A 21,486-nucleotide genomic window follows, 5' to 3' on the forward strand; every position below is an offset into this window, starting at 1 on the left:
CGTGCCCGCGCCGAGGGCGCCGCTGCCGACGCGGCCGCCCTCCTTGGCGAAGGTCGCGTAGATGTCGGTCATCTCAGAAGTCCCAGCCCTCGTCCTCGGTCACGGGCGCCTCGGTGACGGCGGCGAAGGAGTCGCCCGCCATGCCGGCGGCGAGGGTCGTGCCGTCCGCGGGGTCGATCAGCAGGAAGGAGCCGGTGCGGCGGGAGTCGGCGTACGAGTCGAGCGCCAGCGGCTCGGCGGTGCGCACCCTGACGCGGCCGATGTCGTTGGCGACCAGCCGGCCGGGCTCCGGGTGCTGCGAGAGGTCGTCGAGCGTCAGACGCGACTCGATGGACTTGACGATGGCCTTCACCGTGCGGGTGGTGTGCTTGAGGAGCACCCGCTGGCCCACGGTGAGCGGCTGGTCCGCGACGTGGCAGACGGTGGCCTCGACGTCCTGGGTGGTGGCGGGCGCGTCACCGCTCGGCACGACGATGTCGCCGCGGGAGACGTCGATGTCGTCCGCCAGCAGCAGGGTGACCGACTGGGGCGTCCAGGCCACGTCCACCGGCTCGCCCAGCAGGTCGATGCCCGCGACGGTCGACGTGCGGCCCGACGGCAGCACGGTGACCTGCTCGCCCACCCGGAAGGTCCCGGCCGCGATCTGGCCCGCGTAGCCGCGGTAGTCGGGGTGCTCGGCGGTCTGCGGACGGATCACGTACTGCACGGGGAAGCGGGCGTGGCAGCCGGTCAGGTCATGGCTGGCCGGCACGGTCTCCAGGTGCTCCAGCACCGTCGGCCCGCCGTACCAGTCCATCCGCGCGGAGGGTTCCACCACGTTGTCGCCGGCGAGCGCGGAGATCGGGATGGCGGTGACCTCGGGGACGCCGAGCTCGGTGGCGTACGCCGTGAACTCCTCGGCGATGGCCGCGAAGACGGGCTCCGCGTAGTCGACGAGGTCCATCTTGTTGACCGCGAGCACCACGTGCGGCACGCGCAGCAGCGCGGCGATCGCCGCGTGCCGGCGGGTCTGCTCGACGACGCCGTTGCGGGCGTCGACCAGGACGACCGTCAGCTCGGCCGTGGACGCGCCGGTCACCATGTTGCGGGTGTACTGCACGTGCCCCGGGGTGTCGGCCAGGATGAACCGCCTGCGCGGGGTGGCGAAGTAGCGGTACGCCACGTCGATGGTGATGCCCTGCTCCCGCTCGGCGCGCAGTCCGTCGGTGAGCAGCGCCAGGTCGGGCGTCTCCTGGCCGCGGCCGCGGGACGCCGCCTCGACGGCCTCCAGCTGGTCGGTGAGCACCGACTTGGAGTCGTGCAGCAGCCGTCCGACGAGCGTGGACTTGCCGTCGTCGACGGAACCGGCGGTGGCGAAGCGCAGCAGGGTGGTGGCCGACAACTGGGCGGCGAGCTGCTCGGTCGTGCTGGTCATCTCTAGAAGTACCCTTCGCGCTTGCGGTCTTCCATCGCGGCCTCGGACATCTTGTCGTCGGCGCGGGTGGCGCCCCGCTCGGTGAGCCGGGAGGCGGCGATCTCGGCGATCACCGCGTCCAGCGTGATGGCGTCGGAGTCGACGGCGCCGGTGCAGGACATGTCGCCCACCGTGCGGTAGCGGACGAGCCGCTTCTCGGTCGCCTCGTTCGCCTTGGGACCGCCCCACTCGCCGGCGGTCAGCCACATGCCGGAGCGCTTGAACACCTCGCGCTCGTGGGCGAAGTAGATCTCGGGCAGCTCGATGCGCTCCCGCTGGATGTACTGCCAGACGTCGAGCTCGGTCCAGTTGGAGAGCGGGAAGACCCGCACGTGCTCGCCGGGGGCGTGGCGGCCGTTGTAGAGCTGCCACAGCTCCGGGCGCTGGCGGCGCGGGTCCCACTGGGAGAACTCGTCGCGCAGCGAGAAGACCCGCTCCTTGGCGCGCGCCTTCTCCTCGTCGCGCCGGCCGCCGCCGAAGACGGCGTCGAAGCGGTGCTGCTGGATCGCCTCGGTCAGCGGCACGGTCTGGAGCGGATTGCGGGTGCCGTCGGGGCGCTCCTTGAGCACACCGCGGTCGATGTAGTCCTGCACGGACGCGACGTGCAGGCGCAGCCCGTGCGCGGCCACCACCCGGTCGCGGTACTCGAGGACCTCGGGGAAGTTGTGTCCGGTGTCCACGTGCAGCAGCGTGAAGGGGACCGCCGCGGGGGCGAACGCCTTCAGCGCCAGGTGCAGCATGACGATGGAGTCCTTGCCGCCGGAGAAGAGGATCACCGGCCGCTCGAACTCGCCCGCGACCTCGCGGAAGATGTGGACCGCCTCGGACTCCAGGGCGTCCAGGTGGGACAGGGCGTACGGGCTGTCGGTGCCGCTCACGACGTCGACGCTGGTCGTCACAGCAGACCCCTTTCGGCGAGCAGTGCGTGGACGGTGTCGGCGGATTCCCGCACGGTCTGGTTCTGGGACTCGATCCGCAGGTCGGGCGACACGGGCTCCTCGTACGGGTCGTCGACCCCGGTGAGCCCGCTGATCTCGCCCGCGGCCTGCTTGGCGTACAGCCCCTTCACATCGCGCTCCGAGCACACCTCGACCGGGGTGGCCACATGGACCTCCACGTAGGCGGTGCCCTCCTGCTGGTGCCGCTTGCGGACGGCGTCGCGGCTGTCCGCGTAGGGAGCGATGACCGGGACGAGCACCAGCACGCCGTTGGACGCGAGGAGTTCGGCGACGAACCCGATGCGCTGGACGTTGAGGTGCCGGTCCTCGCGGCTGAAGCCGAGGCCCGCGGAGAGGAACTCGCGGATCTCGTCGCCGTCGAGCAGCTCGACCCGCCTGCCCTCGGCGCGCAGCACGGCCGCGAGCTCGTGGGCGATCGTGGTCTTGCCGGCGCTCGGCAGGCCGGTGAGCCAGACGGTGGCTCCGGTCACGTCGTTCTCCTGGGTGGTCTGTTCGTCGCTCATCAGCCGTGCAGCCCGCATTCCGTCTTGCCGCGCCCGGCCCAGCGGCCGGCGCGGGCGTCCTCGCCCTCCAGCACCCGGCGGGTGCAGGGCGCGCAGCCGACGGAGGCGTACCCGTCCATGAGCAGGGGGTTGGTGAGCACGCCGTGCTCGGCGACGTAGGCGTCCACGTCGTCCTGCGTCCAGCGGGCGATCGGCGAGACCTTGACCTTGCGCCGCTTCTCGTCCCAGCCGACGACCGGGGTGTTCGCGCGGGTCGGGGACTCGTCGCGGCGCAGGCCGGTGGCCCAGGCCCGGTAGGCGGTCAGGCCCTCCTGGAGCGGGGCGACCTTGCGCAGCGCGCAGCACAGGTCGGGGTCGCGGTCGTGCAGCTGCGGTCCGTACTGCGCGTCCTGCTCGGCCACGGTCTGGCGGGGCGTGAGGGTGACGACGTTGACGTCCATCACCGCGTCCACCGCGTCGCGGGTGCCGATCGTCTCCTCGAAGTGGTAGCCGGTGTCGAGGAAGACGACGTCCACGCCGGGCATGGCGCGGGAGGCCAGGTGCGCGACGACCGCGTCCTCCATGGAGGAGGTGACGCAGAAGTCCTTGCCGAAGGTGTCGGCCGCCCAGGCGAGGATCTCGAGCGCCGGGGCGTCCTCCAGGTCGCGGCCCGCCCGCTCGGCCAGCGACTTGAGATCGTGATCGGTCCGTATCGCCGTCATATCGCTTCCCCTCCACCGTCGTTGCGCTGAAGTCCGCGGGCGAGGAGCCCGAGGAACTTCAACTGGAAGGCCCGGTTGCATGCCGCGCATTCCCAGGCGCCGTGACCCTGCTCGTTCGGACGCAGGTCCTCGTCGCCGCAGTACGGGCAGTGGAACGGCGCCGCCCGCTCGCTCATGACAGGGCCTCCTCGGAGGCGCGGGCGGCCCAGGTGGCGAAGCGCTCGCCGTCCTCGCGCTCCGCCTGGAAGCGCTTCAGGACACGCTCGACGTAGTCCGGCAGCTCGGCCGAGGTCACCTTCAGCCCGCGGACCTTGCGGCCGAAGGCCGGCTCCAGGCCCAGGGCGCCGCCCAGGTGGACCTGGTAGCCCTCGACCTGGTTGCCCTCGTCGTCGAGGACCAGCTGGCCCTTGAGACCGATGTCCGCGACCTGGATGCGGGCGCAGGCGTTGGGGCAGCCGTTGATGTTGATGGTGAGCGGCTCGTCGAAGGCGGGCAGCCGTCGCTCCAGCTCGTCGATGAGCGCGGAGCCGCGGGCCTTGGTCTCGACGATGGCCAGCTTGCAGAACTCGATGCCGGTGCAGGCCATCGTGCCGCGCCGGAACGGCGAGGGCGTGACCTGGAGGTCGAGTGCCTCCAGCCCGGAGACGAGCGAGTCGACCCGGTCCCCGGCGACGTCGAGCACGATCATCTTCTGCTCGACGGTCGTCCGGAGCCGGCCGGAGCCGTGCGCGGCCGCCAGCTCGGCGATCTTGGTGAGCGTGGCGCCGTCGACGCGGCCCACGCGCGGCGCGAAGCCGACGTAGAAGCGGCCGTCCTGCTGGCGGTGCACGCCGACGTGGTCGCGCCAGTGCTCGACGGGCTGCTCGGGCGCGGGGCCGTCGAGGAGCTTGCGGTGCAGGTACTCGTCCTCCAGCACCTGGCGGAACTTCTCGGCGCCCCAGTCGGCGACCAGGAACTTCAGGCGGGCGCGGTTGCGCAGCCGGCGGTAGCCGTAGTCACGGAAGATCGAGATGACGCCTTCCCAGGCGTCCGGGACCTCGTCCAGCGGCACCCAGGCGCCCAGGCGCACGCCCAGCTTGGGGTTGGTGGACAGGCCGCCGCCGACCCAGAGGTCGAATCCGGGGCCGTGCTCGGGGTGGTTCACGCCGACGAAGGCCACGTCGTTGATCTCGTGGGCCACGTCGAGGAGGGGCGATCCGGAGATCGCGGTCTTGAACTTGCGCGGCAGGTTGGAGAAGTCCTTGTTGCCGATGAAGCGGCGGTGGATCTCGTCGACCGCCGGGCTGCCGTCCACGATCTCGTCCTCGGCGATCCCGGCGACGGGCGAGCCGAGGATGGTGCGCGGGGTGTCGCCGCACGCCTCGGTCGTCGACAGGCCGACGGCCTCCAGCCGGCGCCAGATCTCGGGCACGTCCTCGATGCGGATCCAGTGGTACTGCACGTTCTGCCGGTCGGTGAGGTCGGCGGTGCCCCGCGCGAACTCCTGGGAGATCTCGCCGATCACACGCAGCTGCTCGGTGGTCAGGCGCCCGCCGTCGATGCGCACCCGGAGCATGAAGAACTCGTCGTCCAGCTCCTCCGGCTCCAGGATCGCGGTCTTGCCGCCGTCGATCCCGGGCTTGCGCTGGGTGTACAGGCCCCACCAGCGCATCCGGCCGCGCAGGTCGGCACCGTCGATGGAGTCGAAGCCGCGGTGGGCGTAGATCGTCTCAATGCGTGTCCGCACATTGAGACCGTCGTCGTCCTTCTTGGTCTGCTCGTTCCCGTTCAGCGGGGTGTGGTGGCCCATGGCCCACTGACCCTCGCCACGGTGGCGTCCGGCCTTGCGGCGGGACGCGGCGGAGACGGGCTTTTCCGGGGTGGCGGCCATGGTGATGTGTCCTTCGAGACTGCAGGAGGGCGGCTCTGAGCTGCACACTCGCGACGAGGGCGCGACGGTGCGCAGGGCGGGGTGGAGCGGGGGAAGCTGCGGCTGTGCTGAGCTGTCAGCCGGCGGGACAGATGGCGCTGGACATGCGGCCGAGGTCGACGTGCCGCCGACTCACCAAGGCAATTCCAGTGCTGGACATGGCGGAAGCGTGTCATGGGACTTTGGAACCAGTCCACCTTCATCCACGATGTGGACAACACTGTCCCGCATCGCGAGACAGTGTGTCCTGGGTCACCGCAGAGCGTACGGAACGCCGCGGGGTGTTCAGATTTCGGTGTCAGACACCGGCGTCAGACACCGGCGCCCGGCCAGGGGCCGGGGGCGGCCACGTCGGACTCCTCCGCCGTCTTCGTGTCGAAGAGCCGGAACCCCCGGCGGAGGTAGTTGTCCATCGCGTGCGGCCCGTCCTTGGAGCAGGTGTGCAGCCACACCCGCTCCGTCCGCCCCAGCTCCGGGCGGCGCTCACCCAGGTCCCAGGCGCGGGCCACCCCGTACGACAGCAGGTGGCCGCCGATGCGCCGGCCGCGGAAGGCGGGGATCAGCCCGAAGTAGACGATCTCGACGCTGCCGCCCTCCTGGGCCTCCAGCTCGACGTAGCCCGCCGGGGTGCCCCGGTCGTACGCCACCCACGTCTCCACGCCCGGCCGCCCGAGCCACTTCTCCCACTCGGCGTACGTCATGCCGAGCCGGTCGGTCCAGCGGACGTCGCCCCCGACGGCGGTGTAGAGGAAGCGGCTGAACTCCGGAGAGGGCACCTCGGCCCGCACGACGCGTATGTCCCCTTCGGGCACGGCCGCCGGACGCTGATCGGCGGGCGACGTCTGTTCGAGGGACCAGGTGGTCACAGTGATGCTCATGGAGGCCAGGGAATCACGCCGTCCCGATCCGGCCAAACGTCCGAATCCGGACGACGAGGCGCCCGTATCCGGGTCGTTCCGGACGACGAGGCGCCCGTATCCGGGTCGTCCCGGGGGACGAGGCGCCCGCATCCGGGTCGTCCCGGGGGACGGCGCACCCGCATCCGGCCGCTACGCGGCACGGGCGCGGCGGACGGCCGGCGCGGTCGAGTGGGGCAGCAGCGACGCCGGATCCTCGGGAACCACCAGTTCCACCTCGACCTCCTCGGCGAACCGGTACGGCCGGTGGGCCAGCACCTGGGCGAAGTGGCGCCGCAGCCGCGACATCTCCGCCCGCACCGTGACCGTCCGGGTCCGGTCCGCGAAGATGTCCTCGGCCAGCTGCGCCGCGCTGCGCCCCTCCCGGTGCCGGGCCAGCAGATAGAGCAGCTCCGCGTGGCGCGGGCTGAGCTCGTGCGACCAGCTGCCCGCACCGCCGGATATCCGTACCGACGGCCGGTGCGGCCGGCTCAGATCGAGGAGCACCCGGCCCGCGCCCACGGGCGCCGGGTCGCCGTCGTCCACCCGCACCAGCCAGCCGCCCGGCAGCGGTTCGAGGGTGCAGCTGCCGAGCGACGGCAGCCACTGCCGCCCCGCGCGGACCGACTTCGGCAGCGCCAGCCTCCCCGGAGGCGGCATCCCGGCCACCGCGGCCGTCCACCCCCGCTCGTCCACGGCGAGCGCCCGCCCCCCGAGCCGGCCCAGCAGCGGGGAGGCCACGCTGCGCAGCCGGTCGAGCGCGTCGCGGTGGCGGTCGCGCAGCTCCGCCTCGGCCAGCCTGGTCACCGACGTGACCAGGGCGAGCGTCGCCGGATGCATCGTCGACAGCGGACCGCTGATGTCGACCACCCCGATCAGCCGGCCGTCCCGCGGATCGGTGACCGGCGCCCCGGCGCAGGTCCAGGTGTGGTGCGTGGAGACGAAGTGCTCGGCGGAGTGCACCTGCACCGGACGGCGGCTGATCAGCGGCGTGCCCACGCCGTTCGTGCCGACCAGTGCCTCGCTCCAGTCGGCCCCCGGCACGAAGCCGAAGGCGTCGCCCTTGCGCAGCACCGGCGCGCTGCCCTCACGCCACAGCAGCCGCCCCTCGGTGTCCGCGATCACCATGATGTGCTGTGCGGCCTCCGCGATCGACACCAGGCCGTCGCGCAGCACGGGCAGCACCTCCAGCAGCGGGGAGGCCAGCCGGCGCCGTTCGATCTCCTCCAGCGGCAGCACTCCCGCCCTGCGGTCCCGGTCGGGATCCACCCCGCCGCGCAGCATCCGCTGCCAGGACTCGTCGATGTCCGCCCGGGGCCCCACGGGCGGCCTGCGGCCGGCCAGGGCCGCGTCCCGCACGCCCTTCAGCAGACGCGTCGCCGCCGCCGCGTCCATGGCGGACAGGCGGACGAGATCGACCGTGGAGTTCTCCACTGCGCCCTCCTTCGGCGACGCCGGCGTCGGTGCGGATGAGGTTGGCTCAATCCTGCCCTGTCGGGGAGACCGGCCGCCGCGATATGCCTCACAAGGATGCAACCCTTTGCAACCGTCGCGAACACGCGTGCGCCTGTACGAAGGTGACAGAACACCGGCCCGCCGGTGGGGTGGTGCCGTGTCGGCGCAGCACCACCCGTCACACGTCACGGGCGCGGGTCGCCTGCACCTGGCCCGCGCCCGTTCGACGTGCCCGGTGACCCGCCGGCCACCGCGCCCTTCCCGGCCCGTCCGCCGCCCGGCCCGTCCCCGGCCTCAGGCGACCGGCCGCGCCCGCTCCACCACCGCGGCCAGGTCCAGGGTGTGCGGCAGCGTCCCGAAGGCCGCCCCCCACTCGCCCCCGAGCCGCGACGCGCAGAAGGCGTCGGCCACCTCGGGCGGCGCCCAGCGCACCAGCAGCGAGCCCTGGAGCACCAGCGCCATCCGCTCCACCACCCGGCGGGCCCGCGCCTCGATCCCCGCCAGGTCCGCCAGCTCCGTCAGCAGCGCGCGGATCGCCGCGTCGAGCCGGTGGTCGGCCCCTCGCGCGGCGCCGACCTCCTGGAGGAACGCGTTCACCGCCTGCGGCTCCCGCTGGAGCGCGCGCAGCACGTCCAGCGCCTGGACGTTCCCCGACCCCTCCCAGATCGAGTTCAGCGGGGACTCCCGCAGCAGCCGGGGCATCCCTGACTCCTCCACGTACCCGTTGCCGCCCAGGCACTCCAGCGCCTCCGCGACCAGCGGGGTGCACCGCTTGGTCACCCAGTACTTCGCCGCCGGCACCGCGATCCGCAGCAGCGCACGCTCCGCGTCGGTGTCCGCGTCGTACGCCGCCGCGAGCCGCATGCCGAGCGCGGTCGCCGCCTCCGACTCCAGGGCCAGGTCCGCCAGCACATTGCGCATCAGCGGCTTGTCGACGAGCAGTCCGCCGAAGGCGCTGCGGTGGGAGCAGTGGTGGACGGCCTGCGCCACGGCCTGGCGCATCAGCCCCGCCGAGCCGAGCACGCAGTCGAGCCGGGTCGCGGCCACCATCCCGATGAGGGTGCGCACCCCGGCGCCCTCCTCGCCCAGCCGGCGCGCCCAGGTGCCCTCGAACTCGACCTCGGCCGACGCGTTGGACCGGTTGCCCAGCTTGTCCTTGAGGCGCTGGAGGCGGAAGACGTTGCGCGTGCCGTCGTCGAGCACCCGGGGCACCAGGAAGCAGGTCGGGCCGCCGGCCGCCTGCGCGAGGACGAGGAAGACGTCGTTCATCGGCGCCGAGCAGAACCACTTGTGACCGGTGAGCGCGTACTCCCCGTCGGCCGCGAGCGGCTCGGCGCGGGTGGTGTTGGTCCGGACGTCGCTGCCGCCCTGCTTCTCGGTCATGCCCATGCCGGCGAGCGCCCCCGCCTTCTGCCGCGCGGGCCGCAGGCCCTGTTCGTACACGGACGAGCGCAGCCGTCCCTCCCACTCGGCAGCCAGCGCGGGATCGGTGCGCAGGGCGGGGACCGCGGCGTGGGTCATGGAGACGGGGCACAGGTGACCCGCCTCCGCCTGGGTCCACACCAGGAACCCGGCGGCGCGGCGGACGTGCCCGTGCTCCCTGCCCCAGGCGTCGGTCAGTCCCGCGGAGACCGCCTTGCCGAGCAGCCGGTGCCAGGCGGGGGAGAACGTCACCTCGTCGACGCGGTTCCCGTAGCGGTCGTGGGTCCGCAGCCGTGGCGGGTCGCCGTTCGCCTCCTCCGCCCACCCCTGCGCCTGGGCGGAACCCGCCGAGCGCCCGAGGAGGGCGAGCTCGTCCTGTGCCGCGGCGAGGACGCCGGGGGCGACATGTCGCCCGACCGCCTCCGTGAGCGCGCGGTCGGCGGTGAAGACGTCGTACCCCACCAGGGGCGGAGCCTGGTTGGTCACTGTGTGGGTGCCCGGTGCCATGCCGATACGGTAAGGAGGTGCAGGCAGCAAACGAAACACCCGAGCGGCCGTCGGGCCGGCTCCACCGGGCCCGAGTCCTCTACCGCAACGTCTCGAAGCGGAGGATGACCTGGCTGCTGCTGAAGGACACCGTCAATTCGTGCATCGAGTACCGCATCCTCGGCCTGGCGGCGGAGGCGGCGTTCTTCACCCTGCTGTCCGTGCCGCCGCTGATGCTCGGCCTGCTCGGTCTGCTCGGCTACATCGACGACTGGACCAACACCACCACCGTCGCCTCCATCGAGGAGAACATCCTCACCGCCGTCGGCACCGTGCTCTCCGACCGCGGGGTCAACGACATCGCCAAACCGCTCCTGGAGGACGTCACCCAGGGCGGCCGGCCCGACCTGATCTCGATCGGCTTCGCCATCGCGCTGTGGTCCGGGTCGCGGGCGGTGAACGTCTTCATCGACACCATCACCGTCATGTACGGGCTGGACGGCCAGCGCGGCATCGTCGCCACCCGGCTGCTCGCCTTCCTGCTCTACCTCATCGCCCTGCTGATCGGCGCGGTCGTGCTGCCGCTCGCCGTGGTCGGCCCCGACCGGGTCGTGGAGCTGATGCCCTGGGGCACGGAAGTGGTGCGGATCCTCTACTGGCCCGTGGTCATCCTGCTCTCCATCGCCTTCCTGACCACGCTCTACCACGTGTCCGTCCCCGTGCGCTCGCCGTGGGTCGAGGACATCCCGGGTGCGCTGGTGGCGCTCGCGATGTGGTTCCTCGGCAGTTTCCTGCTGCGCATCTACCTGACCAGCCAGGTGGAGGGCCCGACCATCTACGGCTCGCTCGCCGCGCCGATCGCCTTCCTGCTGTGGATAGGCATCTCCGCCTTCGCGGTCCTCGTCGGCGCGGCCGTGAACGCGGCCATCGACCGGGTCTGGCCCTCGGTGGCCACGGCCGCGGCCCGCGCCGCGAACGAGCGTGCCCGCGCCGCCGACGCGGCGGAGCTGCTCGCCCGGGCCCGGGCGGCCCAGCTGTACGGCGACGAGGACGACGACGACGGCGACGACGGCGGGGACATGCCGTCCGAGTTCCCCGAGCGCTGGTCCCGCTTCCTGCCGCCCGACGACGTGAAGTCCCGTCTGCACACCGGCCGGGACTCCACCCGGGACGCGGGCCGCGACCACGGCCGCGACGAGGCCGGGGACACGGCCCGCGACACCGGCGCGGACCGCACGGGCGACAACGGGCCCAAGGGCCCGTAGCGCCGCCTATCGGGCGGGGGGCTTCCCGTGGGCGGGGCCGACCGTGGCAGCCCTTAGCCTGGACGCATGTACCGGGAACGGCCCGCCCTGCTGCCGGGCGCCGTCGTGTGGACGCGGACCGCCGGGGCCGACGGCCGGGCGGCGTACCCCGTGCTGCCCGACGGATGCATGGATCTGCTGTGGAACGACGGCAGGCTCCTCGTGGCCGGGCCCGACACCCGGGCGCACACGGCCTCCGGCGCCGCGGGCGCCCGCTGGGCGGGGCTGCGGTTCGCCCCCGGCACCGCTCCCGCGTTCCTCGGCGTCCCCGCGCACGAACTGCGCGATCTGCGCGCCGACCTCGCCGATCTGTGGGGCGGGGCGGCCGCCCGCGACGCGGCCGCGCGGGTCGGCGACGCCGACCCCGCCTCCGGACTGGAGGCCGTCGCGCTCGACCGGGCGGCCCGGGCCGGGGCACCCGACCCGCTGACGGCCCGCGTCGTGCGGCATCTGGAGGCCGGCGGCACGGTCGCCGCCGCGGCGGAGGCCGCCGGTATCGGCGCCCGGCAGCTGCACCGGCGCTCCCTGGACGCCTTCGGCTACGGGCCCAAGACCCTCGCACGGATCCTGCGGCTCCAGCGTGCCCTGGCCCTGGTGCGCCGCGGTGTCCCGTACGGCGAGGCCGCGCTGCTGGCCGGCTGCGCCGACCAGGCCCACCTCGCCCGGGAGATGCGGGCGCTCGCGGGGACCACGCTGCGTGCCTACGAGGCGTCGGCGAAGAGGGAGACGCCCATGCCGTCCGGGTCGAGCACCACGGCGTAGCGCTGCCCCCAGACGGCGTCCCAGGGCTTCAGATGACCCCGGTGGCCGGCGGCCAGCAGCTCGGCGTAGAGGCTGTCGACCTCCGCCGGGCCGTCGCAGCGGAAGGCGAGCCCGAGGCGTTCGCCGGCCTCGGGCCGGGACCAGCCGGGGTCGAAGGAGCGGATGGTCTCCTCGGTGTCCCACAGCACCCGTGTGCCGCCCGGCAGGGTGGCCTCCGCGTGCGGGGCGGTGTCGGCCCCGGCGGGGATCTCCAGTCCGAGGCGGCGGTAGAAGGCGAGCGAGGCGGCCATGTCGGAGACGATCAGGCCGATGGCGTCGAGTCGTGGAGTCATGCGCCCACCGTAGGCAGGCGAGGGACCGCCGGTCTTGAACGTTTCGGACACCGCGCGCCGGTGGCCCGGCCCGTGCGTGTGCCCCGCCCCGGGTGCCCGCCGGAGCGCACCGGACAATGGGCGGGTGAGCCTCCACTACGAGGTCGTCCTCGCCTGCGCGCTCCGGGACGACCTGCCCCACGACGTGATCGCCGCTCTCCACTGGCACCTGGGGGAGCGCCCGGGGCCGCCGCCCGGCCTCGACCCGGACGCCCACGCCTACCCGTTGCTGGAACCGGACCCCCAGAGCGCCCTGCCCGGCGGGGACTTCGCCTCGCTGCGCCCCGGGGACCACCACGGATGGGGCCTGTTCTCCCGCAACCTGTGGCTCGACGACGACCTGGGCCGCCTCGACGCGCTGCTCGACCTGCTCGCGCCGCACGCCGAACAGGACGGTTACGCGGGACACTTCCGCGCGACGGACGCCACCGACCCCACCGTGTTCGTGTTCCGCGGAGGAGGGCACGCACTGCACGAGTCCTGACGCGCCGGCGCGGCCCCCGAGCCCGTGCGGGCGGGCACGCGCCGCACGCGTCCCGGCGCACCGCCGGGGCGCGGTGCGGGCGGGCACGCGTACGGGGGCCCCGCCGTGGGCAGGGACCGGACGACCCGTGCGGCCGTCCGCCCCCGGAGGGACGCCGCACGCCGCCGCGACCCGAGTGGAGGCTGCATGGCGCACGAGAGTGGATGGACGTTCCTGGACGACCGGGGCCGTCTTGCCGCCGCATCCCGTACTCCCGCGCGGCCCGTCGCCTACATACAGGCCGGAGCCGCCCTGTACGACCTCGGCATACGTCCCGTGGGCGTGTTCGGCTCCGCGCACGACGGCGCGGCGGCCGATCCGGTGAAGGCCGGCGCGCTGCCCCTGGACGGCACCGCCTACCTGGGTCCGGGTCCCGCCGTGGACGCCGACACCGTGCTCGGGGCCGGCCCCGATCTGCTGGTCGCCGTCGCCTACGGCGCCGGCGGCCCGGTCTACGGGCTCGACCCGGACACCGCCAAGCGGATCGAGGAGCGGCTGCCCGTCGTCGTCCTCGACGTCGGGCAGGAGCGCTCGCTCGACGAGATGCGCGCACGCTTCGCCGACCTCGCGGTGTCCCTCGGCGCCCCGCCCCCGGCCGCGCACTCCGACGCCGCCCGCACCGCCCTGCGCACGGCGGCCGGCGCGGCCGCCGGGCAGCGCGTCCTCGCCCTGTCGCCCGCCGGACCGGACGGCGTGCACCTCGCCCGCCCCGCCGCCTGGCCGGACCTGCGGGAGCTGACGGACTGCGGGGTGACCGTGGCCGCACCCGCGCCGGGCCCCGGTCTCAACTGGGCGACGACGGACTGGAACCGGGCCGCGCTGCTGGAACCGGACGTCGTGCTCCTCGACGTACGGGCCAACGCGGCGCCCCCCGAGCGGCTCGCGCGCTCCGAGGGCTGGCGCGCCATCGAGGCCCGAGCCCGGATCGTGCCGTGGAACCCCGAACTCCCGTGCAGCGCCCGCGCCCACGACGCCTTCCTGCGCACCGTCGCAGAGGCCCTGACGACCCGCCAGGACTGAGGCCGCACCCGGGAACGCCCCTGCCGCAGGCACGTTTTGGAACACCGGCCGATCATCAATACGATCCGCTGATGATCATAAGAAAACGGCTCGCGGCCGGGGCGTGCGCCCTGCTCGCGGCCCTGGCCGCCGGACTTCTCCCGGCGGGGACGGCCGCGGCCGACGAGCCGGCGGCGCAACAGCCCCCCAAGGTCGAGCTCGTGCTCGACGTCAGCGGCTCGATGCGTGCCCGCGACATCGACGGCAGGAGCCGGATGGCCGCCGCCAAGCAGGCGTTCAACGAGGTGCTGGACGCGGTGCCCGACGAGGTCCTGCTCGGCATCCGCACGCTCGGGGCCGACTACCCGGGCGAGGACCGCGAGCGCGGCTGCAAGGACACCCGGCAGCTGTACCCGGTCGGTCCGCTCGACCGGACCGAGGCCAAGGCCGCCGTCGCCACCCTCGCCCCCACCGGCTGGACGCCCATCGGCCCGGCCCTGCTGGGCGCGGCGAAGGACCTGGAGGGCGGTGACGCCACCCGCCGGATCGTGCTCATCACCGACGGCGAGGACACCTGCGCGCCGCTCGACCCCTGCGAGGTGGCCCGCGAGATCGCGGCCAAGGGCATCCACCTGGTCATCGACACGCTCGGCCTGGTGCCGGACGCCAAGACCCGCGCCCAGCTCCGCTGCATCGCCGACGCCACCGGCGGCACCTACACCTCGGTGCAGCACACCGACGAACTCTCCGGCAGGGTGAGTCAGCTGGTGGAGCGCGCCGCGGACCCCGTCGTCACGCCGGTGGCGACCGAGGGCGCCGCGCGCTGCGCGGACGCGCCCGAGCTCACGCCCGGCCTCTGGACCGACCGCGAGAAGTTCGGCGAGCACCGCTGGTACCGGGTCGACGTGCTCCCCGGTCAGGAGCTGCGCGCCTCGGTCAGTGTCGCCGCCGACCGGGCGGTGGCCCGCGACTACGGGGTGCTGCTGCGTGCCGTCACGGTCCACGGCCGCGAGATCGTCCGCGGCTCGGAGGCCGGTGACGGACGGACGGACCTGATCTCGACCGGCCTGCGCTACCCCAGGGCCGAGGCGGAGGACACGGACGGCGCCGAGCCGGCCGCGGAGGTCGTCTGCCTCCAGGTCAGCAATTCCTTCGCCGCGGCCCCCGGCGTCAAGACCGAGCCTGGTCTGCCCGTCGAGCTCACCGTGGACGTCGTCGAGGCCCCGGACGACGCGGCCGACGCGGCCTCCTTCGGGCTGGGCCGCGGCTGGTGGCTGCTCGGCCTGCTCGTGCTCACCGGCTTCGCGGCCGGGCTCGTGTGGGGCTGGGTCTCGCGCTGGCGCATCGCCGTTTGGAGGACCAACTGATGCGATTCGCACGGATGCTGACGGCCGGCGCGCTGGCCGCCGCGGCACTGCTCGGCCCGGCCGCACCGGTCGCCCCGGCCGACACCCCCTCGCCCCGGCCGGGTGCGGACGGCTCCGCGCCCACCGAGGCCGGCACGTCCTTCCGCACCGCGACCCCGGTCGAGCAGGGGCAGAAGGCGACCGCGAACGGGTCGAGCGGTGACTACCTGTACTGGGTGTTCCCGGCCGACGCGGGGGACCGCCCCACGGTGCGCGCCTCGGTCACCCTGCCCGAACCGACCGCCCGGCACGGGGCGTCGGACTGGCGGATCGACGTCTACGACGGGCTCCGCCGCCGCCAGCCCTGCATGTACGGCATGCAGAGCCGGACGGCCGCCGCGGACGCGGTGACGGTAGAGCTGTCGTGCACGCTGCGGCCGGTGCGGGCGCTCGCCGACCCGTGGTCGGACGACCCGCTGCCCGGCAGCTACTACGTCCGGCTGACCGTCACCGCCCAGCCGGAGCAGGACCAGGGCCTGCCGGTGCGCGCCGAGGTGGAGGCCGTCTCGAAGCGGGTCGGCGGCGCCTGGGCGGTCGACGGCACGCTCGCCGAGCCGCTGGTGCCGGGTGTCTCGGCCGACGAGCGGCGCAAGGAGGAGGAGACGGCTCTCGACTGGTCCTCCGGCTGGTGGTCCGACCGCTGGGTGTGGACCGGCGCCGGCGGACTGCTCGCGGCGCTCGCCGCCATCGCCGGTTACGTCCTGACCCGAGGTCCCGGACGTCCCGCCGGGGTGCCGCCGGCGGCCTGAGCCGGGTACGGGGAAGCGGCCGCGGCGTCGTCACGCCGCGGCCGCTTCCCGCGTTCCGCCACCGGGGCGGGCCCGGGCCGGGGTCTCAGAAGTCGAAGACGACGCCCGCCGAGGCGCCCTGGAGGCACGTGTTGCCGAACACGTGCGTGTACGAGACCCGCTTGCCGTTCCACACCCCGTCGGCGGTGACCGTGACCGGGTCCCACTGCCTGGTGCAGCTCACGCCCGGCGCCGTCGTGGTGCCGGCGTCGAACCGTCCCTCCTCGGCGCGCAGCTCGGCACAGGCGGCACGGGCGGCGGGGTGGGTGCCGGTCGCCGTGGGCGCGCAGCCGAGGGTCACCGCCCGCAGGACCGTGCCGTTCGCGGCGTCGTCGCCGGGGGTGACGGTGAGGACGAGCGCGGAGGGTGCGTACAGGCTCCGGGCCTCCTGCGGCGCCGCGCCGGCGCTGCCGGTCCCGGGGGCCACGGCGAGGCCGAGCGAGATACCGGCGAGCGCGAGTCCTCTGGCGATGTACCGCATTGCGAACACTCCTTGGGGTCGTTGTTTCGGAAATCGGACGGAGTCTTGCTCACCGCGCCGCTCCGCGCGCGACGCCACCACACGATCCGGTCACCCCTTGTGACCCTTCATGGGCGGATTGTCACGGCGTTTGCCGTGCTGAACCACTGTTCAGTAGTCCATGAAACGGCCGAAGAAAGCCCCTGGCGTCGTTGAGCCTGCAATCAGTAGGCCAATCAATGCTTGAAGCATTGATTTAAAGGTTTCCTGCCGTTCAGTCTGCGGTCGCTCACGCGGTGGACCGATCCGGCGCGCCGGGGTTCACTGGCAGAGGACCCCGGAGGTGACGATGGACCCCGTCGAAGCACTGGAGCGCGTGGCGTTCCTGCTGGAACGCTCCCGCGCCGAGACCTACCGCGTGCGCGCCTTCCGGACGGCCGCCGCCGTACTCGCCGGCCTGGGCCCCGAGGAGACAGCCCGCCGCACCGAGGCCGGAACCCTGGTGCGGATCAAGGGCGTCGGGCCGAAGACGGCCCAGGTGGCCGAGGAGGCGCTCGCCGGGCGGACGCCCGCCTACCTGCGCCGGCTGGAGGACGAGGCGGACGCCACGCCGCTGGCGGAGGGCGGTGAAGGGCTGCGCGCCGCCCTGCGCGGCGACTGCCACCTGCACTCCGACTGGTCCGACGGGGGCAGCCCCGTCGAGGAGATGGGACGCACCGCGGCACGCCTGGGACACGAGTGGGCCGTGCTGACCGACCACTCGCCCAACCTCACCGTCGCGAACGGGCTGAGCGCCGAGCGGCTGCGCGAACAACTGGACCTCGTCGAACGGCTCAACGACACCTGGGCGCCGTTCCGCCTGCTCACCGGGATCGAGTGCGACATCCTGCCCGACGGCACCCTCGACCAGGACCCCGAACTGCTCGACCGGCTCGACGTCGTGGTGGCCTCGGTCCACTCCAAACTCCGCATGGACGCGGCTTCGATGACCCGCCGGATGGTCGCCGCGGTCTCCAACCCCCTGACCGACGTCCTCGGCCACTGCACCGGCCGGCTCGTCACCGGCGGGCGGGGCACCCGGCCGGAATCCTCCTTCGACGCCGACGAGGTCTTCGCCGCCTGCGCCGAGCACGGCACCGCCGTCGAGATCAACTCCCGCCCCGAGCGCCGGGATCCGCCCCTGCGTCTGCTGCGCCGCGCGGTCGCCGCGGGCACCCTCTTCGCCGTCGACACCGACGCCCACGCCCCGGGCCAGCTCGACTGGCAGATCATCGGCTGCGACCGCGCGGAGCGCTGCGAGGTGCCCGCGGAACGGGTGGTCACCACCTGGACGGCCGACGCCCTGGCCGAATGGACCCGCACCCGCCGCCCGCCCGGCGACCGGTGAACACCCGTCCCCGGAGGGCCGGCGCAGAGGGCGGAAAAAACCGGTGGCACCCGCCGGTGGGGAGCGGCTAACGTGTGCACCGTTGTGAGGGGGCGGCCCGGTGCCGCCACCCTGTGAGCCGACAAGGACCAGGAGGTGTGACCGATGGCTGTCATGGCGACGGGCGCTGCCCGCATCCGAGAGACCGTCAATTCCACCTCCGTGGCCGCCGGCTGACCACCACCTCACCGCGCCGTACCTTCGGCGCCGCCGGGGCCACCCCTGTGAAGGGCACCCCTTGAACTCCTCTGCTTCCGCAGACCTGTACTCGCACACGCTCACCGCCTACGGCTGGGACGACGCCTGGGCGGACGCGTTCACCCCCTACACCGAGCGCGGCCTGCTGCCCGGCCGCGTCGTCCGGGTCGACCGCGGCCGCTGCGACGTCGTCACCCCGGTCGGCACCGTCCACGCCGACACCGAGTTCGTCACCCCGCACGACCCGCTGCGCGTCGTGTGCACCGGTGACTGGGTCGCCGTGGACGCCGGCGGCGACCCGCAGTACGCCCGGGCCGTGCTGCCGCGCCGCACCGCGTTCGCGCGCTCCACCTCCTCCAAGCGCTCCGAGGGCCAGATCCTCGCGGCCAACGTCGACCACGCGGTGGTCTGCGTCTCGCTCGCCGTCGAACTCGACCTCGGCCGCATCGAGCGTTTCCTCGCCCTCGCCTGGGAGAGCGGCGCCGAACCGCTCGTCGTGCTCACCAAGGCGGATCTCGTCCCCGACGTCACCGGTCTGTCGTACCTGGTGCAGGACGTCGAGACCGCGGCGCCCGGTGTCCAGGTGCTCCCCGTGAGCTCCGCCACGGGGGAGGGCGTCGAGGTGCTGGCCGCGATCCTGTCGGGCGGCACCAGCGTGCTGCTGGGCGTCTCCGGCGCCGGCAAGTCGACCCTGGCCAACCTGCTGCTGGGGGAGGACGTCATGGACGTCCAGGCCACCCGGGAGACCGACGGCAAGGGCCGGCACACCACCACCACCCGCAATCTGCTGGTCCTGCCGGGCGGGGGAGTCCTCATCGACACCCCGGGTGTGCGGGGCGTCGGCCTGTGGGACGCGGCGGCCGGCGTCGGCCAGGTCTTCGCCGAGGTCGAGGAGCTCGCCGGCCGGTGCCGCTTCCACGACTGCGCGCATGTGGCGGAGCCGGGCTGCGCCGTCCTCGCCGCGGTCGAGGACGGCACCCTGTCCGACCGCCGGCTGGAGAGCTACCGCAAGCTGCTCCGCGAGAACCGGCGGATCGTCGCCAAGACGGACGCCCGGATGCGGGCGGAGATGCGCCGCGACTGGAAGCTCCGCGGCGCGGAGGGCAAGGCGGCGATGGAGGCCAAACGCGGACGCGTGCGCTGAGCCGCGCGGGCGCGGCCGCCGCCGGGGAGACGGGCCCCCGGGGCCGCTGCCGGACACCGTGCGCGCCGCCGGTCCCCGGACCGCGCGGCGCACACGGCCGGCGTGCCGTGGCGCTCGCGAGGCGCCGATGCGCCGTCGTGGTCGCCCGGGTGGCACCGGGCACGCGGGGGCGTGCGGCCCGCCCTCGGGACCGCCACCGGACAGCGGCGGTCCCCCGTGCTCTCAGGGCCCGCCGCGGCACGCCAGGCCCCCGGGCCCGGGCCCGCCGCCGCCCGTCGGCCGTGCGACGGCCTCCAGGAACACGGCTGGTGCGCCGGGGCGGTCCCGCGGGTCCGGGTGCGGGGTTGGTGTGTCGTGGCGGTCTCGCGGGTCCGGGTGCGGGGCTGGTGTGTCGTGGCGGTCTCGCGGGTCCGGGTGCGGGGCTGGTGTGTCGTGGCGGTCTCGCGGTCCGGGCGCACGGCCGGTGTGTCGTGGCCGTCCCGCGGATCCCGCGCACGGCCGGTGCGCCGTGGCCGTCCCGCGTGTCCGGGCGCACGGCTGGCACGCTGGGGCCGTCCCGCGGGTCCGGGCGCACGGCTGGTGTGTCGTGGCCGTCCCGCGGGTCCGGGTGCGGGGCCGGTGTGCCGTCGTGGCCCCGTGAGACGGCCGCACGGCCGGTGTGCCGCGGTCCCGAAGGCCCCCGGGGCCTTCCGCGCCGCGTGTCAGCCGCGCAGGGTGACCGTCACCCACGCCCCCACGACCAGCAGGCACCCGAACAGCTCCACCAGCACGCTGGTGCCGGCCGCGCGCATCACGGCGCGGGTGGAGGCCCGCGCCTGGCCGTGGCCGCCGAGGCGGCGGCGTTCGCAGAGGTAGATCCCGCCGACGAAGCCGGGAACCGCACCCACCACCGGAAGCAGGACGAACCCGGCCAGCGCGCCCACCCCCGCCCAGACGGCCGTCCGGCGGGTGATCCCCACCCCGCGCAGCCGGCGCGGCGGCAGCAGCCACACCACGACCTGGTTGATCAGCAGCACGGCCGTCGCGCCCACCAGCAGCGCCCACGCCGTCCCGGTCAGCTCGTGCATGGCCCACCACAGGACGGCGGCCCACACCAGCCACGGCCCGGGCACGCCCGGCACCAGCACCCCCAGCAGACCCAGCAGCATCACCCCGCCGGCCATCAGCAGCTGCCACACGCCCATCTGCCCAGCGTGCAGGATCAGTCGCGTCCCCGCAGGTCGCGGGCTACCCAGCCGCGCGCGTACGCGTGCCAGCCCAGCTGCAGCCGGGTCGTGACGCCGGTCAGCTCCATGAGGCCCTTCACCCGGCGCTGCACCGTGCGCAGTCCCAGGTCCAGCTGCTTGGCCACGCTCGCGTCCGTCATGCCCGCGAGGAGCAGCGAGAGGATCTGGAGGTCCGTCGCGTCCGGGACGGCGTCCGCGTCCTCGGCGACGGAGTCGCCGCCCGCGGTCAGCCGCAGCGGCAGCGACTCCCGCCACACCGCCTCGAAGAGGCCCATCAACGACTCCAGCAGGCCGCTGGCGTGCACCACCAGTGCCGCCGGTTCCGCCCCGCGGCCGGTCAGCGGCACCATGGCGAGCGAGCGGTCCGCGACGACGAGCTTGGTGGGGACCCGGTCGGCCACCCTGACCTGCTCGTCCCGGCCGAGCGCCGCCGAGAGTTCGGTGATGCCGTCCGGCATGGTCAGCACCTCGCGCTCGACCACCACCCGGTACGACACGCCGCGCCCGGCCGCCTTCTCCTCGGCCTCGTTGTCCATGCCGCTGACCGCGATCGGCTTGCCGGTCACCAGGGCGCAGACCTCCTCCGTGGCCCCCAGCTGCAACTGCACGAACCGGTGGGTCACCGCGCTCGCCCCGGTCACCACCTCCACCAGGTCGTGCACCGCCGGCTCGGCCGACTCGGCCCGGTACTCCTCCGCCAGCAGCACCGCCGCGAGCTCCGCCTGCTCCAGCTCATGGCGCTGCTGTGTCAGCAGCGCGCCGAGGGCCACGCCCGGCGGCGCCGCCACCCAGCGCCCGGTGCGGGCCGACGACTGGGCCGCCAGCCCCTGCTGTTCCAGCCGGCGCAGCGCCCGCTCGGTCTCCGGCTCCGGCAGCGCCAGCCGGTGCGCGAGATCGGTGATCTCCGCCGCACCCAGCGCGACCAGTGCGCGGTAGGCGGTCTCCTGCCGTTCGTCGAGACCTATCGCTCCCAGCACAGTGCCCCTCCCCGGACGTGCCCCTGTGGCCGCCGTGGCGGAAATCGGCCACGGCGCAAACCCGCCGCGCAACATCATCCCTGCATCACCCGCTCCTCTGCCAATGTGGCGCCACCGC

General features: G+C 74.0%; 22 protein-coding genes. 8 read left to right on the forward strand and 14 right to left on the reverse strand.

Going from position 1 to position 21,486, the window contains the following annotated elements; genetic code table 11:
• Positions 1–73: 73 nt before the first annotated feature.
• The 10 genes from EAO77_RS16085 to EAO77_RS16125 form a co-directional block, all read right to left on the reverse strand.
• A complete protein-coding gene (locus tag EAO77_RS16085; RefSeq protein ID WP_147988642.1) occupies positions 74–1,414 on the reverse strand; it encodes a sulfate adenylyltransferase subunit 1 in 1,341 nt (446 codons plus the stop codon).
• 2 nt (positions 1,415–1,416) lie between these two features.
• Positions 1,417–2,352: a sulfate adenylyltransferase subunit CysD gene (gene cysD, locus EAO77_RS16090; protein ID WP_147988643.1), complete on the reverse strand. Its 936-nt coding sequence runs from the start codon at positions 2,350–2,352 to the stop codon at positions 1,417–1,419.
• Positions 2,349–2,915: an adenylyl-sulfate kinase gene (cysC, locus tag EAO77_RS16095; protein WP_147988644.1), complete on the reverse strand. Its 567-nt coding sequence runs from the start codon at positions 2,913–2,915 to the stop codon at positions 2,349–2,351. The genes cysD and cysC overlap by 4 nt, the downstream gene beginning before the upstream one ends.
• On the reverse strand, positions 2,915–3,616 hold the full coding sequence (locus EAO77_RS16100) for a phosphoadenylyl-sulfate reductase (protein WP_147988645.1): 702 nt from the start codon (positions 3,614–3,616) through the stop codon (positions 2,915–2,917). The genes cysC and EAO77_RS16100 overlap by 1 nt, the downstream gene beginning before the upstream one ends.
• Positions 3,613–3,792 carry a hypothetical protein gene (locus EAO77_RS16105; RefSeq protein ID WP_147988646.1) on the reverse strand — a complete coding sequence of 60 codons (180 nt, stop codon included), beginning with the start codon at positions 3,790–3,792 and terminating at the stop codon, positions 3,613–3,615. The genes EAO77_RS16100 and EAO77_RS16105 overlap by 4 nt, the downstream gene beginning before the upstream one ends.
• The gene (locus tag EAO77_RS16110) at positions 3,789–5,486 is read right to left on the reverse strand and encodes a nitrite/sulfite reductase (RefSeq protein ID WP_147988647.1); all 1,698 of its coding nucleotides are present in this window, start codon (positions 5,484–5,486) and stop codon (positions 3,789–3,791) included. Before EAO77_RS16110 ends, EAO77_RS16105 begins: the two co-directional genes overlap by 4 nt.
• Before the next feature lie 115 nt (positions 5,487–5,601).
• Positions 5,602–5,685: a putative leader peptide gene (locus tag EAO77_RS41030; RefSeq protein WP_315986100.1), complete on the reverse strand. Its 84-nt coding sequence runs from the start codon at positions 5,683–5,685 to the stop codon at positions 5,602–5,604.
• 151 nt (positions 5,686–5,836) lie between these two features.
• Positions 5,837–6,403 (reverse strand): GNAT family N-acetyltransferase, encoded by a 567-nt coding sequence (locus EAO77_RS16115; RefSeq protein ID WP_187283227.1) that lies wholly within the window; start codon positions 6,401–6,403, stop codon positions 5,837–5,839.
• Positions 6,404–6,574: 171 nt separating this feature from the next.
• Positions 6,575–7,855, reverse strand: a complete 1,281-nt coding sequence (locus EAO77_RS16120) for a helix-turn-helix domain-containing protein (protein ID WP_261993926.1) — start codon at positions 7,853–7,855, stop codon at positions 6,575–6,577.
• A 315-nt stretch (positions 7,856–8,170) separates the two neighbouring features.
• Positions 8,171–9,805, reverse strand: coding sequence for an acyl-CoA dehydrogenase family protein (locus tag EAO77_RS16125; protein WP_147988649.1), 1,635 nt, complete (start codon positions 9,803–9,805; stop codon positions 8,171–8,173).
• A gap of 17 nt (positions 9,806–9,822) precedes the next feature.
• Here EAO77_RS16125 and EAO77_RS16130 point away from each other — a divergent pair, with 17 nt between their 5' ends.
• Entirely contained in the window at positions 9,823–11,049 is a 1,227-nt protein-coding gene (locus EAO77_RS16130; protein WP_187283228.1) for a YihY/virulence factor BrkB family protein, read from the forward strand.
• A 66-nt stretch (positions 11,050–11,115) separates the two neighbouring features.
• The gene (locus EAO77_RS16135; protein WP_147988650.1) at positions 11,116–11,850 is read left to right on the forward strand and encodes a DUF6597 domain-containing transcriptional factor; all 735 of its coding nucleotides are present in this window, start codon (positions 11,116–11,118) and stop codon (positions 11,848–11,850) included.
• Here EAO77_RS16135 and EAO77_RS16140 read toward each other — a convergent pair.
• Entirely contained in the window at positions 11,790–12,182 is a 393-nt protein-coding gene (locus tag EAO77_RS16140; RefSeq protein ID WP_147988651.1) for a VOC family protein, read from the reverse strand. The two genes, EAO77_RS16135 and EAO77_RS16140, sit on opposite strands and share 61 nt — an antisense overlap.
• 124 nt (positions 12,183–12,306) lie before the next feature.
• Between EAO77_RS16140 and EAO77_RS16145 the strand changes: the two genes are divergently transcribed.
• The 4 genes from EAO77_RS16145 to EAO77_RS16160 all read left to right on the forward strand — a co-directional run bounded on the left by EAO77_RS16145 (position 12,307) and on the right by EAO77_RS16160 (position 15,898).
• Positions 12,307–12,705: a hypothetical protein gene (locus EAO77_RS16145; RefSeq protein WP_147988652.1), complete on the forward strand. Its 399-nt coding sequence runs from the start codon at positions 12,307–12,309 to the stop codon at positions 12,703–12,705.
• Positions 12,706–12,891: 186 nt separating this feature from the next.
• On the forward strand, positions 12,892–13,764 hold the full coding sequence (locus tag EAO77_RS16150; protein WP_147988653.1) for an ABC transporter substrate-binding protein: 873 nt from the start codon (positions 12,892–12,894) through the stop codon (positions 13,762–13,764).
• 71 nt (positions 13,765–13,835) lie between these two features.
• Positions 13,836–15,110 (forward strand): VWA domain-containing protein, encoded by a 1,275-nt coding sequence (locus EAO77_RS16155; RefSeq protein WP_147988654.1) that lies wholly within the window; start codon positions 13,836–13,838, stop codon positions 15,108–15,110.
• Positions 15,110–15,898 carry a hypothetical protein gene (locus EAO77_RS16160; protein ID WP_147988655.1) on the forward strand — a complete coding sequence of 263 codons (789 nt, stop codon included), beginning with the start codon at positions 15,110–15,112 and terminating at the stop codon, positions 15,896–15,898. The genes EAO77_RS16155 and EAO77_RS16160 overlap by 1 nt, the downstream gene beginning before the upstream one ends.
• 85 nt (positions 15,899–15,983) lie before the next feature.
• Here the strand turns inward: EAO77_RS16160 and EAO77_RS16165 are convergent, their stop codons facing one another.
• On the reverse strand, positions 15,984–16,418 hold the full coding sequence (locus EAO77_RS16165) for a subtilase-type protease inhibitor (protein ID WP_147988656.1): 435 nt from the start codon (positions 16,416–16,418) through the stop codon (positions 15,984–15,986).
• A 328-nt stretch (positions 16,419–16,746) separates the two neighbouring features.
• Between EAO77_RS16165 and EAO77_RS16170 the strand changes: the two genes are divergently transcribed.
• Together EAO77_RS16170 and rsgA are read left to right on the forward strand one after the other, a co-directional pair.
• Entirely contained in the window at positions 16,747–17,784 is a 1,038-nt protein-coding gene (locus EAO77_RS16170; protein ID WP_147989166.1) for a PHP domain-containing protein, read from the forward strand.
• Positions 17,785–18,061: 277 nt separating this feature from the next.
• Positions 18,062–19,165 carry a ribosome small subunit-dependent GTPase A gene (gene rsgA, locus EAO77_RS16175; RefSeq protein ID WP_147988657.1) on the forward strand — a complete coding sequence of 368 codons (1,104 nt, stop codon included), beginning with the start codon at positions 18,062–18,064 and terminating at the stop codon, positions 19,163–19,165.
• A 701-nt stretch (positions 19,166–19,866) separates the two neighbouring features.
• On the opposite strand, the gene EAO77_RS16180 is transcribed toward rsgA, so the two are convergent.
• Positions 19,867–20,349 carry a DUF456 domain-containing protein gene (locus EAO77_RS16180; RefSeq protein ID WP_147988658.1) on the reverse strand — a complete coding sequence of 161 codons (483 nt, stop codon included), beginning with the start codon at positions 20,347–20,349 and terminating at the stop codon, positions 19,867–19,869.
• 17 nt (positions 20,350–20,366) lie between these two features.
• Positions 20,367–21,368 (reverse strand): helix-turn-helix transcriptional regulator, encoded by a 1,002-nt coding sequence (locus EAO77_RS16185; RefSeq protein ID WP_147988659.1) that lies wholly within the window; start codon positions 21,366–21,368, stop codon positions 20,367–20,369.
• Positions 21,369–21,486: the final 118 nt, after the last annotated feature.

The sequence above is a fragment of the Streptomyces sp. T39 genome, assembly GCF_008042045.1.
GTDB lineage: Bacteria > Actinomycetota > Actinomycetes > Streptomycetales > Streptomycetaceae > Streptomyces.